This is a genomic window from Bacillus sp. KS1, assembly GCF_020075515.1.
In the GTDB taxonomy this organism is placed as follows: domain Bacteria; phylum Bacillota; class Bacilli; order Bacillales; family Bacillaceae; genus Bacillus; species Bacillus velezensis.
In genome coordinates this window covers 396603-410069 of the sequence record NZ_JACAWW010000004.1, presented here as the reverse complement: position 1 = coordinate 410069, position 13467 = coordinate 396603, and the positions used below count along the sequence as shown (strand labels likewise).

The 13467-nt window shown below is 49.8% G+C and carries 14 protein-coding genes; 13 read left to right on the top strand and 1 reads right to left on the bottom strand.

Annotation, left to right across the window (positions count from 1 at the left end):
* Window positions 1-2 precede the first annotated feature (2 nt).
* Window positions 3-521 (top strand): acyltransferase, encoded by a 519-nt coding sequence (locus HWY38_RS02445; protein ID WP_224181193.1) that lies wholly within the window; start codon window positions 3-5, stop codon window positions 519-521.
* Between the two features lie 16 nt (window positions 522-537).
* Here the strand turns inward: HWY38_RS02445 and HWY38_RS02440 are convergent, their stop codons facing one another.
* Window positions 538-1263, bottom strand: a complete 726-nt coding sequence (locus HWY38_RS02440; RefSeq protein WP_007614029.1) for a C39 family peptidase — start codon at window positions 1261-1263, stop codon at window positions 538-540.
* 236 nt (window positions 1264-1499) lie between these two features.
* Here HWY38_RS02440 and HWY38_RS02435 point away from each other — a divergent pair, with 236 nt between their 5' ends.
* The 12 genes from HWY38_RS02435 to HWY38_RS02380 all read left to right on the top strand — a co-directional run bounded on the left by HWY38_RS02435 (window position 1500) and on the right by HWY38_RS02380 (window position 13320).
* Entirely contained in the window at window positions 1500-2672 is a 1173-nt protein-coding gene (locus tag HWY38_RS02435; RefSeq protein ID WP_224181192.1) for an ATP phosphoribosyltransferase regulatory subunit, read from the top strand.
* Window positions 2665-3306, top strand: coding sequence for an ATP phosphoribosyltransferase (hisG, locus tag HWY38_RS02430; protein WP_029325809.1), 642 nt, complete (start codon window positions 2665-2667; stop codon window positions 3304-3306). The genes HWY38_RS02435 and hisG overlap by 8 nt, the downstream gene beginning before the upstream one ends.
* Window positions 3303-4616, top strand: a complete 1314-nt coding sequence (gene hisD, locus HWY38_RS02425; RefSeq protein ID WP_224181191.1) for a histidinol dehydrogenase — start codon at window positions 3303-3305, stop codon at window positions 4614-4616. The genes hisG and hisD overlap by 4 nt, the downstream gene beginning before the upstream one ends.
* Window positions 4582-5166, top strand: coding sequence for an imidazoleglycerol-phosphate dehydratase HisB (hisB, locus tag HWY38_RS02420; protein ID WP_007614023.1), 585 nt, complete (start codon window positions 4582-4584; stop codon window positions 5164-5166). Before hisD ends, hisB begins: the two co-directional genes overlap by 35 nt.
* Complete coding sequence (gene hisH, locus HWY38_RS02415) at window positions 5167-5805, top strand: imidazole glycerol phosphate synthase subunit HisH (RefSeq protein WP_224181190.1); 639 nt, start codon at window positions 5167-5169, stop codon at window positions 5803-5805.
* Entirely contained in the window at window positions 5802-6539 is a 738-nt protein-coding gene (gene hisA / locus HWY38_RS02410; protein WP_224181189.1) for a 1-(5-phosphoribosyl)-5-[(5-phosphoribosylamino)methylideneamino]imidazole-4-carboxamide isomerase, read from the top strand. Before hisH ends, hisA begins: the two co-directional genes overlap by 4 nt.
* Window positions 6536-7294, top strand: coding sequence for an imidazole glycerol phosphate synthase subunit HisF (gene hisF / locus HWY38_RS02405; RefSeq protein ID WP_044801896.1), 759 nt, complete (start codon window positions 6536-6538; stop codon window positions 7292-7294). Before hisA ends, hisF begins: the two co-directional genes overlap by 4 nt.
* Window positions 7291-7911, top strand: coding sequence for a bifunctional phosphoribosyl-AMP cyclohydrolase/phosphoribosyl-ATP diphosphatase HisIE (hisIE, locus tag HWY38_RS02400; RefSeq protein WP_224181188.1), 621 nt, complete (start codon window positions 7291-7293; stop codon window positions 7909-7911). The genes hisF and hisIE overlap by 4 nt, the downstream gene beginning before the upstream one ends.
* 211 nt (window positions 7912-8122) lie before the next feature.
* Window positions 8123-9892 carry an ABC transporter ATP-binding protein gene (locus HWY38_RS02395; protein ID WP_174737094.1) on the top strand — a complete coding sequence of 590 codons (1770 nt, stop codon included), beginning with the start codon at window positions 8123-8125 and terminating at the stop codon, window positions 9890-9892.
* Between the two features lie 122 nt (window positions 9893-10014).
* Entirely contained in the window at window positions 10015-10692 is a 678-nt protein-coding gene (locus HWY38_RS02390) for a response regulator transcription factor (RefSeq protein WP_224181187.1), read from the top strand.
* A complete protein-coding gene (locus tag HWY38_RS02385) occupies window positions 10689-11750 on the top strand; it encodes a sensor histidine kinase (protein ID WP_224181186.1) in 1062 nt (353 codons plus the stop codon). Before HWY38_RS02390 ends, HWY38_RS02385 begins: the two co-directional genes overlap by 4 nt.
* Window positions 11751-11865: 115 nt before the next feature.
* Window positions 11866-13320 carry a tetratricopeptide repeat protein gene (locus tag HWY38_RS02380; protein WP_224181185.1) on the top strand — a complete coding sequence of 485 codons (1455 nt, stop codon included), beginning with the start codon at window positions 11866-11868 and terminating at the stop codon, window positions 13318-13320.
* Window positions 13321-13467: the final 147 nt, after the last annotated feature.

The window sequence follows — 13467 nt, the reverse complement described above, 5'->3', positions numbered from 1 at the left end:
CCGTGAGAAAAACAGACCGCCATCCGGTTGCAGGTGCAAATTCATTGTGGCATGTTTATCAGACGGTTCCCTTTCTGAAGGTGATGAAAAATTTCATCATCATTCAGATCGCAAGGTATACGCCGTTTTTAAGCATGAAAAACTGGCTGTACCGAACCTTTTTGAAAATGAATGTCGGAAAACAGACGTCATTCGCGCTGATGGTGATGCCGGATATCATGTTTCCCGAAAAAATCACTGTCGGAAAAAACAGCATCATCGGCTACAATACGACCATTTTGGCTCATGAATATTTAATACATGAGTACCGGACCGGTTTTGTCACAATCGGTGACGAGGTGATGATCGGGGCAAACACAACCATTCTGCCCGGCGTCACCATCGGGAGCGGAGCCGTTGTATCAGCCGGCACGCTGGTGCACAAAGATGTCCCGGCCGGGGCGTTTGTCGGAGGAAATCCGATGCAGGTGATCTATACGGACGAAGAAATGAAAAAACGAATGGGAAACCCCGCTGATTAACGTCAGCGGGGTTTTTTTATGACTTGATCACAATGGCCTGGCTGCCCATCTGCTTCCAGGCTTTTTCAAAGTCAGATCGGTCTGTTTTTCTGTTTTTATAGCCGTAAGGGTCATTAACGTATACATAATCGTGATCATAACCGGTGACGGCTACGCTATGCATGCTGAACGTAATGTCGATTTTTCCGTTCGGCGTATTCCAAGTCTGCATATTATCAACCGGCTTAAAGGATGTGGTGGTAATCACCCAGACCGGCCGCCCTTTTTCAAGCTGGCGGTACACTGAAGAAATATCTTTTCCCGTCAGATCGTATACTTTGTTTCCCGCATATTCTTTGGCAAGTTTATCAATCGGCTCATGATAAACGCCTAAACCCGGGCCGTTTTCCATATCTCCGGCAAATCCTTCATTCGGATCTCCCTTCAGCCCGCTGCTGTATGTGAGCGGAACTTTATTGATTTTATCCGCCAATGTATTTTTTGACACATGATATCCGGCATTGTTCAAAATCATGGCAAGGCTTGTCACCTCACAGCCATTGTACAGTCTGGGAGAATCCATCTGTCTGTACAGAACGACATTCAGCGGTGACGCGCTCCCTTTTAACGGTGTTTTCTCATCAGGCTCGTCGGACTGCTGATTAAAAAAATTCAAATGAATATCGTTTGTATAGATGTTATACCCGAGATAGACAAGGATGGCTGTCAGAATCAGCACACATAATGTTCCAAGCGTCTTCATTATTACTCTCCCTTGTTCTGATGAAGCTATTCTATGTATTATAGCACTTCTGCTCAATATGATTCGATCGTTCCGATATGTTTACAGGTTTGTTCATTCTTTAGCCATGTTTATGGAAAAGAATAGGCGGACATTGGGCGTTGCAATTCATTCTTTTATCTGCTAACATATTATCATATTAGCGAACTAAAGGATTCGGAATTTTCCTTCAGACAAAGCGGAGGTGTGAAAGGCAAATGTTTATGTTTGAGAAACCGCATGGTATGAGAGATACGCTGCCCGGTTTATACGAAGCAAAGAAAAAAGTCCGTTCCACACTGACGGATTTAATTGATAAATGGGGTTATCAGTTTATGGAGACGCCGACCCTGGAATTCTATGAAACAGTAGGCGTCCAGTCAGCCATTGAAGAACAGCAGCTGTTTAAGCTTCTCGACCAGGACGGAAAAACGCTTGTGCTTCGGCCTGACATGACCGGACCGATTGCCAGGGTGGCGGCGTCTAAGCTGCACAAACACAATCATCCGCTCAGAGCGGGGTATGCGGCAAACGTCTATCGCGCTCAGGAGCGGGAAGGCGGACGTCCGGCCGAATTCGAACAGGTCGGCGCGGAGCTGATCGGCGACGGATCAACAAGCGCGGACGCCGAGGTGATTGCGCTGGCGGCCGGCGCTTTGAAAAACGCGGGATTGCACCGATTTAAAATCGCGATCGGCCATGCCGGACTCGCTGATGAGCTGTTTGTCGAGGTTCTGGGCAATGCTGAGCGGGCGGATGTTCTGCGGCGCTTTCTCTTTGAAAAAAATTACGTGGGATACAGGGAACATGTCAAATCGCTTCCGCTTTCATCAATAGACAAAAGCCGGCTGCTCGCACTTCTGGAATTGCGAGGCGGGAAAGAGATCTGCGCCAAGGCGGAGGAGATCATCGGCATCTCCGGACAAAGCTTGATTCAGGAGCTGGAAGACCTGTGGGACATTCTTGAGGATTACGGTTGTGCCGAGCATATTCGCCTTGATCTGAATATGGTCAGCCATATGAGTTATTACACGGGAATTTTATTCGAAGTGTACGCGGCCAATGTCGGTTTTGTCATCGGAAGCGGCGGACGCTATAACAATCTTCTCGGCCATTTCGGCAGTCCCGCTCCCGCCACGGGTTTCGGGCTCCGTATCGACAGGCTGATTGAAGCGCTCGGCATCCAGGAAGAAACTAGTGAAGCGGACGCCGTGATTTTCAGCAAGGAGCAGCGGGCGCAGGCCATTTTATTCGCGGAGGAAGAAAGGGCGAGAGGCAGAAAAGTCGTCCTGCAGGATCTCGCGGGCATTGAAAATATCGATCATATGACAAAATCATTCGCAAACGTCACATACTTTATCGGTGCCAGAAAGGAAGAGCAGAATGGGTAAGGTACTCACAATGGCAATGCCAAAAGGACGGATATTCGAAGAAGCAGCCGGGTTGCTGCGGCAGGCCGGATACAGGCTGCCCGAGGAGTTTGAAGAATCGAGAAAACTGATCATTGACGTTCCTGAAGAAAATCTCCGCTTTATTCTGGCAAAGCCGATGGATGTGACGACTTATGTCGAGCATGGCGTCGCTGATGCCGGTATTGCCGGAAAGGATGTCATGCTTGAGGAAGAGCGTGACGTGTATGAGGTGCTCGATCTGAAAATCAGCAAATGCCATCTCGCCGTTGCGGGGCTTCCCGGAGCGGATTGGAACGGAGTCGCCCCGAGGATCGCGACGAAATATCCGAATGTTGCGTCAAGTTATTTCAGAGAGCAGGGCGAGCAGGTGGAAATCATTAAGCTGAACGGTTCGATTGAATTGGCGCCTTTAATCGGGCTTGCTGACAGAATCGTAGATATCGTATCAACCGGGCGGACATTAAAGGAAAACGGTCTCGTTGAATCAGAACATATTTGTGACATCACATCGCGTTTTATCGTCAATCCGGTCAGCTACCGCATGAAGGATGATGTAATCGACGAAATGGCGGCCAGGCTGGCCAAGGTTGTGGAAGGAGAAACGGCACAATGAAAATAACCGCAGTAAATAGAAGCGAGCGGTTCTCACTGAAGCGTTCCATCGACAGCGGAACCGAAGAGCAGCGGAAAACCGTCAGGGGGATTATTGAAGACGTCAGACAAAACGGTGACAAAGCCGTTTTGGCCTATACAAAAACATTTGACGGCATCAGCCTGAACCAAATGGCCGTGAGCGCAGAAGAAATCGCCGAGGCGTACCGTCTGCTTGATGATCAGCTGCTGGAAGTGATCAGGCAGGCGATTGCCAATATTAAAGAATATCACGAACGCCAGCTGCAATCTTCTTGGTTTTACCATCGCGAAGACGGCACGATGCTCGGGCAGAAAATAACGGCGCTCGATTCCGCGGGCGTATATGTGCCGGGCGGGACGGCCGCTTATCCGTCTTCCGTTTTAATGAATGTCATCCCCGCTCTCACTGCGGGAGTGGAACGGATCGTTCTCGTCAGTCCTCCGGGAAAAGACGGCCGCCTTTCACCGGGCGTTCTGGCGGCGGCGTCTGAGCTCGGCATAAAGGAAATTTACAAAGCGGGAGGCGCGCAGGCGATTGCCGCGCTCGCTTACGGAACTGAAACGATACAGCCTGTTGATAAGATTACGGGCCCCGGAAATATATTTGTGGCGCTCGCAAAGCGCGAAGTCTTCGGCGTTGTGGATATTGACATGATTGCCGGGCCCAGTGAAATCGTGGTTCTGGCAGACGATACGGCGGTGCCCAAAGAAGTCGCCGCTGACCTGCTTTCACAGGCCGAACACGATACGCTCAGCTCAAGCGTGCTTGTCACCGACTCACGGAAGCTTGCCGAAGCGGTGGCAGATGAGGTGAATAAACAGCTTCAGACGCTGCCGCGCAAAGAAATCGCCGAAGCGTCGATCAGGGATCACGGCCGCATTTATATCGCGGAATCGATGGAAGATGCGGTGGACACGGTAAACGCGCTGGCGCCCGAGCATTTAGAAATCATGACGCATTCGCCGGAGGCTTTGCTTGGAAGCATCCGACACGCGGGGGCGATTTTCTTAGGACGATACAGCGCTGAACCGGTCGGCGATTATTTTGCCGGACCGAATCACGTTTTGCCGACAAACGGAACGGCGCGGTTTTCAAGCCCGTTGAATGTAACACATTTTCAAAAGAAATCGAGCATCATCTCATACAGCCGGAAGGCTTTTGAAACACACGCGGACAGCATTTCCGCCTTCGCGAGACTGGAAGGGCTTGAAGCGCACGCAAGATCGATTGAAGCGAGAAACGGAGGAATGACCGATGAGAAAAGCGGAACGCGCCAGAACAACAAATGAGACGGATATTAAGCTGGCTTTCGAAATAGACGGAGAAGGAAAAGCCGACATCAGCACGGATGTGCCGTTTATGACTCATATGCTTGATTTGTTCACAAAGCACGGGCAATTCAATTTAACTGTTGACGCAAAAGGCGATACGGAGATAGATGATCACCATACGACTGAAGATATCGGCATCTGTTTAGGGCAGGCTTTTTTGGAGGCGCTCGGTGATAAAAAAGGGATCAAACGGTACGGATCAGCGCTTGTGCCGATGGACGAAGCGCTCGCCCAAGTCGCCGTAGATCTGAGCAACCGGCCGCACCTTGAGATGCGCGCTGCATTTCCGCAAGCGAAAGTCGGAACGTTTGATACCGAGCTGGTACATGAATTCCTATGGAAACTGGCGCTGGAAGCGAGAATGAATCTGCACGTCATCGTTCATTACGGCACGAATACTCATCATATGATAGAAGCCGTGTTTAAGGCGCTTGGCAGAGCGCTTGATGAAGCGTCATCCATTGATCCGCGCGTCAAGGGTGTGCCGTCTACGAAAGGAATGCTGTAAATGATCGGTGTAATTGATTACGGTATGGGCAATTTATTCAGCGTATCGAAGGCGCTGGAACGCGTCGGCGTCCCGTATGTCGTATCAGACCGGCCGGAAGAGCTTGAAAAAGCGGATGCTTTTATTCTTCCCGGTGTCGGATCATTCAGTGATGCCATGGACAATTTACGCAGCACAAAGCTTGATCAATTCATACACCGTGTGGTTGACGAGGGTAAGCTGCTCCTCGGCATCTGCCTCGGCATGCAGCTCATTTTCGAGGAAAGCACCGAAAACGGCTCTGCAAAAGGACTTGGTTTATTAGCCGGAAAAGCTGTGAGACTCAAAGACAGAGATGCCGAAGGAAACAAGCTGAAGGTGCCGCATATGGGCTGGAATCGGCTGACGCTTCACCAAACGTCTCCTTTACTTTCGGAAGCGGCGGAAGGCTTCGTTTACTTTGTCCATTCCTATTATATAGACGGGATGGAAGACGGCGATCTTCTGGCAAGCGCTGAGTACGGCGTTCGTGTTCCGGCGGTCGTCGGGAAACGCAATGTCTTCGGTGCACAGTTTCACCCGGAAAAAAGCGGTACGGCCGGAATGGCGATCTTAACGCAATTTACAAAAATGGCAGCGGAACAGAAGGTGAAGAAATGAACGCTTTTACATTATATCCGGCAATCGATATGAGAAACGGCAAATGCGTCCGCCTCATCCAAGGCGATTACGGCAAGGAAACGATATACGGTGACTCTCCTTTAGACATGGCGGCGCAATTTGCACAAGAAGGTGCCGAATGGATTCATCTCGTGGATCTTGACGGCGCGAAAGCAGGCAGGAAAGTAAACGACAGGCATGTTCTTGACATTGCGCGGCAGCTTGATATCAAAGTCGAGATCGGCGGCGGGATCCGTTCTGAAGCGGATGTGTACGGTTATTTATCACAAGGCGTTGATCGTGTCATTCTCGGCAGCTCGGCCGTATCCGATCCGGCATTCGTGAAGAGCATGCTGAAACAATACGGCGGCAAAATCGCGATCGGCCTTGATGCACGAAACGGATATGTCTCGACGGAAGGCTGGCTGGAAACATCCTCGGTAAGGGCGGACGATCTGGGCCGTGAATTGGCGGCCGAAGGAGCGGAAACCTTCATTTTCACGGATATTGCAACTGACGGCATGCTGTCAGGACCGAACATCGAAAGCACCGTTCAGCTCGCAAAAGCAACGGGAAAAACCGTCATCGCTTCAGGCGGAGTCAGCTCAGTCGCCGACCTCAAAGCACTGGCCCGCTTCAAAGACGCCGGCGTATCGGGAGCGATTATCGGAAAAGCGCTGTATACAAAACAATTTACATTGGCTGAAGCGCTCAGCGGGGTGAAGGACGCATGATTACGAAACGAATCATTCCGTGTCTCGATGTGAAAGAAGGCCGCGTCGTCAAAGGCATTCAATTTCTCGGGCTGAAAGATGCGGGCGATCCTGTCGAGCTGGCCGAAGCCTACGACAGGGAGGGCGCTGACGAACTTGTTTTTCTCGACATTTCCGCCTCTCACGAAGGCCGCAAGACGATGACAGACGTCGTAGAACAGGTTGCGGCAAAACTGGCGATTCCGTTTACGGTCGGCGGCGGAATCAATCAATTAAGCGATATGAAACGAATGCTTCGCGCCGGCGCTGATAAAGTATCCGTTAATACAGCGGCCGTTCTCCGCCCCGAGCTGATTACGGAAGGAGCGGATTTTTTCGGCTCGCAATGCATCGTCGCGGCGATTGACGCAAAGTATGACGAAGATTCGGATTGCTATAAAGTGTACACACACGGCGGCAGACAGAAAACCGAGTGGGAAGTCACGGCCTGGGCAAAAGAAGCCGTCAGCCGGGGAGCGGGTGAAATCCTGCTGACAAGCATGGACGCAGACGGTGAGAAAACAGGCTTTAATCATACGCTCACACAGCTTGTCACACGTGCCGTCCCGGTGCCCGTCATTGCGTCAGGGGGAGCCGGCAGCGCGCTCCATATGCTTGAAGCCTTCACGATCGGTGAAGCGGACGCCGCGCTTGCAGCTTCCATTTTCCATTACAAAGAGACATCTATAAAAGAAGTGAAAGATTATATGAAGAAACACGGGGTGAATGTGAGATGAAACGGGCAGATGAACTGCGGTTTGACGAGGCCGGACTGATTCCCGCCATCGTACAGGATGCGGCAAGCAAAGAAGTGCTGACACTGGCTTATATGAATCGTGAATCCTACGAAAAAACGATAGAAACGAAAGAAACCTGGTTTTACAGCCGTTCACGGCAGGAGCTGTGGCATAAAGGAGGAACATCAGGGAATACCCAAAAGGTGAAAGCCATCCGTTATGACTGCGATCAAGATGCCCTCATCGTGCTTGCGGAGCCCTCAGGACCCGCCTGCCATAAGGGAAGTTACAGCTGCTTTTCTCCGGAAAAAGCGGACGCGCAGGATCGTTTCGGCATCTTAAATGAACTGGAAAGCGTAATCGCCAAACGGCAGGCGGAGATGCCTGACGGAGCCTACACAACGTATCTGTTTCGGGAAGGCGTCGATAAAATCCTCAAAAAAGTCGGCGAAGAAGCCGCAGAGGTTATTATCGCCGCGAAAAACCGCGACCATGAAGAATTAAAATGGGAAGCGGCGGATTTGCTGTATCATTTGCTCGTTCTTCTGCGTGAGCAGTCGCTTCCTTTGGACGACGTGCTTGACGTCCTTGCGAAACGCCATTCAGCATCTGAGTAAAACAAACCTCACGGAGAGATCCGTGAGGTTTTTAATCTGTCAAACTTAAACATTCAATTAAATATTCCTTATTTCCGCAACCCGAGGCAGATGAATTTGATAATATTGACTAATAGAGTTTATTTTGGTTTTTATCAAAAATATACGTTTTGTTCATATTCCGTTCATGCACATCCGTTATAGTATAAACAGTGATATAGGAGGAAAACATATGCCGAATAAACAACCAAAACCTAAAGGGAAATTCAGCTCATTCTTTTCATTAGTCAAAAAAACAAAACCATCATACGGTATGCTGGCCTTCGCGCTGTCTCTCAGTATTGTGACAACGCTCGTCAGCCTGCTGATTCCGCTCTTGACAAAGCAGCTCGTTGACGGCTTTTCCATGTCGTCGCTGTCAGGCGTGCAAATCGGAATCATCGCAGCCGTGTTTATCGTACAGGCCGCATTAAGCGCCTACGCCACCTACGCCCTGAACTACAGCGGCCAGAAAATCATCTCTGGCCTGCGTGATTTGTTGTGGCAGAAATTAATTAAACTGCCCGTCTCTTATTTTGACAAAAACGCCACAGGAGAAACGATCAGCCGTGTCACCAATGACACAATGGTGGTAAAAGAGCTGATCACAAACAATATCAGCGGATTTATTACCGGAATCATTTCCGTTATCGGGTCACTGACGATCTTATTTTTCATGAACTGGAAGCTCACATTGCTCGTGCTGATCGTCGTGCCGCTGGCTGCGGTGATTTTAGTGCCGATCGGCCGGAAAATGTTTAAAATTTCTCGGGAAACACAGGATGAAACGGCGAGATTCACCGGATTATTAAACCACATCCTCCCGGAAATCAGGCTTGTAAAAGCGTCAAACGCTGAAGAAGCGGAATACGGACGCGGAAAAGCAGGCATCATGGCGCTCTTTAAACTCGGGCTGCGTGAAGCGAAGGTGCAGTCGCTCGTAGGCCCGCTTATTACACTTGTATTAATGGCGGCGCTGGTCGCTGTCATCGGGTACGGCGGGATGCAGGTGTCGTCCGGTGAATTGACAGCCGGCGCACTCGTTGCCTTTATCCTGTATTTGTTTCAGATCATTATGCCGATGGGCCAGATCACTTCATTCTTCACACAGCTTCAAAAATCCGTCGGCGCAACGGAACGGATGATTCATATTCTTGCAGAAAAAGAAGAAGATATCCAAACCGGAAAAGCCATTGAAAACGCAGATCAGCCGATTAAGCTCGAACAAGTCTCATTCGGCTACAAAACAGATCAAACCATCTTAAAAGACATTACGGCTACGATTGAGGCCGGCAAAGTCACCGCGATCGTCGGACCGAGCGGCGGCGGAAAAACAACGTTATTTAAGCTGCTTGAACGATTCTACAATCCGACTGCGGGCAGCATCCTGCTCGGAAACGAACCGATTGATACGTATTCCCTTGAGTCATGGCGGGAGCATATCGGCTATGTGTCGCAAGAAAGCCCGTTAATGTCAGGCACCATCCGCGATAATATCTGCTACGGATTAAAACGCGAGGTGACTGATGAGGAACTGAGGCAAGCGGCTGACATGGCCTACGCCCTGCAATTTATTGAAGACTTACCGAAGAAATTTGAAACCGAGGTCGGTGAGCGGGGAATTATGCTGTCAGGCGGACAGCGCCAGCGCATCGCCATTGCCAGAGCGCTCCTTCGCAACCCGAGCATTCTGATGCTTGATGAAGCGACATCAAGTCTGGACAGCCAATCTGAAAAATGGGTGCAGCAGGCGCTCGAAGTCTTAATGAAAGGGCGCACCACGATTGTGATTGCCCACCGTTTATCCACGGTTGTGGATGCAGATCAGCTTCTCTTTGTCGAACAGGGTGAAATCACCGGACGGGGCACACACCATGAATTAATGGCATCCCATTCGCTGTACCGCGATTTTGCGGAGCAGCAGCTGAAGCTGAATGCCGACTTAGAAAACAAAGCTGTGTAAAGCAAGACTTTATGAATAAAAAGCAGCCGGAGTCCTGTTCATACGGGTGTACGGTCGGTAACGATAAGAGCTAAGCCATAATGTCGATTCATGAAAAGAAAAAAGCAGAAGGAGGGATTTTCATGGCTGTCATATTGGTTGCGGATGACGACCGCAATATCCGTGAGCTTGTCCGCCTAATGATGGAGCAGATCGGTTTTGACGTCGCAGAAGCGGAAGACGGGGAAGCGGCGGTGCGGCTGATCGAATCAGCACCTATAGATCTCATCATACTGGATGTGATGATGCCGAAAATGGACGGGTTTGAAGTCAGTGAAGCCGTCCGCAGCTTTACGGACATTCCGATTTTGATGCTGACGGCAAAAGGCGAAACGCTGGACAAAGTGCAAGGTTTTACTTCCGGAGCGGATGATTATCTCGTCAAACCGTTTGAGCCGCTTGAGCTGGAAGCAAGGGTCAAAGCATTGCTGAAACGGTACCGGATCACCGCTGAAAAACTGCTGACCATCGGAACGGTCACATTAGATAAGCAATCCCGCACTGTAACGCGCGGCGGCGGAGCGGGATTGACACTGCCCCGGCGTGAATTTGAGCTTTTATTTAAGCTCGCCGGTTATCCGAATAAGACGTTTTCAAGAGAACAATTAATAGAAGATATTTGGGGCTTTGATTATGAAGGTGACGAGCGGACCGTTGATGTGCATATTAAAAGGCTGAGAGAACGGTTTCCGGAAAAAGACTATCCGTTTGCCATCCATACGGTGCGGGGGCTCGGGTATCGGTTTGTGGTGACAGGATGAAACGGATCTTCAGAACGGCTGGAAAAATCATCATTCTTCTCACCGTCACCGCATTCTTATGGCTGGCGGCTCACTTGATCGTTCAGGGTTTCGGTCTCATATGGCCGATTTTGCTTGTTCCGTACGCCGAGCAGATTCTGACGCTTTGGCTTGTTTTCGGCCTGCTGTTTGTAACGATGTTTATTTTTTCAAAGTCAGCACGTGAAAGACATCATGCGATCTGGGATTCGCTGACCGCCACGATCAAGCAAATGTCGAGCGGCAACTTCTCAGCGGCCGCTTCCCGGAAAATGGAGAAGATTGAGCGGAACCATCCTGTGACGAAATTGGCTGATGAACTGTCGACACTCGCCGCGGAACTGAGTGAAATGGAAAAACTGAAACAAGAATTTATTTCGAACGTTTCCCATGAAATCCAAACCCCGCTCACTTCATTAAAGGGCTACGCACATCTTCTGAAAAAACCGGATTTATCATATGAGGAGCGGGGGCGCTACTTACACATCATCGAGACAGAAACAGAACGATTATCAAAAATCAGTGAAAATCTGCTGAAGCTCACTGCGCTCGAACGCCAAACCGAACCGATACAAAAAAAACCGTTCCGCATTGACAAACAGCTGCGGCGCACCATATTGACCTGTGAGCCTGAGTGGTCCGCCAAACAGATTGAGTTTCTCATTGATTTACAGGAGTCGTATGTGTACGGAGATGAAGCACTGCTCAGCCAAGTATGGATGAATCTGATTCACAATGCCGTAAAATTTACCGGTGAAGGCGGCCGCATTTCCGTTAAAATTGCAGATCTGCCGGGAGCGGCGGCTGTCGAAATCGCCGACGACGGAATCGGAATGGAGCCTGAACAGGCGGAGCGTGTATTTGAACGGTTTTATAAAGCGGACAAGGCGAGAAACGCAGGGGGAAGCGGGCTCGGCCTGTCCATCGCCCAAAAAATCGCAGAGCTGCACGGCGGTTCGGTAGAGGTTGAGAGCAAGCGCGGCGAAGGAACCCTTTTCCGTGTCATTCTTCCAGCCGAGCCTCGTGAAAAAAACAGCTAAAATCTGGTCGAACCAGCCAGTAAAAAACGAAGCCGATCCTGTCTTTTGAACTATTGAGGTGAAACCGTTTTATGGTATACTACTGACGGTAATACGTATAAAACGGAGGATATTTGTGGGAAAACACACTTCTGAACAGAAAAAGCACGCGCAAATTGTCCAGCTGCTTCAGGATGGACAATATTTTTTTCATAAAGGCTTAAAAGCATATAAAGAGCGGAATTTAAAGCGGGCCAGCAAACTGATTCAGCGGGCCGTCCACCTCGAGCCGAATGATTCCGAAATGCTGTCCCGGCTGGCCGTCATTTATTCTGAAATGGGCCACTACCAGCAGTCAAATGAGCTGTTCGACTTTATTTTGGTGAACCTGAAAGAAGAAATGCCCGAGTGTCATTACTTTAAAGCGAATAATTTCGCGCATTTGGGACTCTTTCAGGAAGCATACAAAGAAGCGGCGGCTTATTCAGATGCCGATCCGGACGGTGAATTCAGCGAAGAGATTGAAAATCTGATGGAGCTTTTGGATTTCGGTGAAGCGGGTGAAGACGAATCGCTCTATGACCAGGATGAGCTGCTGATCAGGCAGGACCGGGCAAAAACGCTTCTTGAGAGCGGCCAGCTTCATGAAGCGGTTGTCATGCTTGAAGAGATTACGGCCGATTACCCCGAGCTTTGGTCTGCATACAACAACCTGGCGCTCGCTTACTTTTACTCAGGCAATGTTACAAAAGCGAAACAAACGGTATTCGAAGTGCTTGAGAAAAATGAAGGCAATCTCCATGCCCTGTGCAACCTCCTTGTATTCTGCTATTACGAGAGGGAAGATGAAAAAGTCGGAGAATTGAGCGGAAAACTCTCCAACGTGTATCCGATTTTATTCGAACAGCGCTATAAGCTGGGAGCGACGCTAGCGCTTGTCGGCAGACATGATCTCGGTTATAAATGGCTACGTTCTCTTTACAAAAGCGGGTTCGAAGGCGACGACACGTTTTATTACTGGCTTGCCGCCTCAGCCTACGGGACAGGCCGCACAGAATTTGCGGAAACCATTTGGAAAAAGGCCGAAGCCGAATTTCCCGAATCAGACCGGCCCGCGCCTTGGGCGGAGCGGCAGGAACCGCTGCCTGCTTCACTTGAACAGCGGCTTGCCGCCTATTATATCAGCAGCGCTGAAGGAGAGCGGGACCAGCTTGAAAAAGTTCTGACGGCAAAACGCGCCGTTTCACCGTTTGAACAAGATTTCGTCAGACTGCTGCTTTCCGGTGAAAAAGGCGCTTCAGGCGTCTCCGGTGATGCGGTGTTCACGTATCGGACGGTCAAGCTTCTGGAGAAAGCGGAAGCCGACAGTTTAAAAACTGACGTCATGAGCTGCTGGGTTTTTCACGTCATTCAGCACATCCGCGCCGCCGCTGCCGTACAGAATGAGCGGGCATGGGCAGCAGCCATCGCATATGTATGGAAAGAAGCAAACGGCGAAAAAACGACGAAAAAAGAAACGGCAGCCGTTTACGGTATAACGCCGGCAACACTTTCGAAATACATCAGACAAATAGACGATATATTAGAATAAAACCGATTCTTTCTATATAAAGAGTCGGTTCTTTTTTTATCAGAAAGGGGCAAAACAGAACTTTACCGCCGAAAAAAGAGGTATTCATACGTATTTTTTTGCTTTTCGAATCGAAATCAGGCCGTAATCACCGTTTTTTTTGCAAAA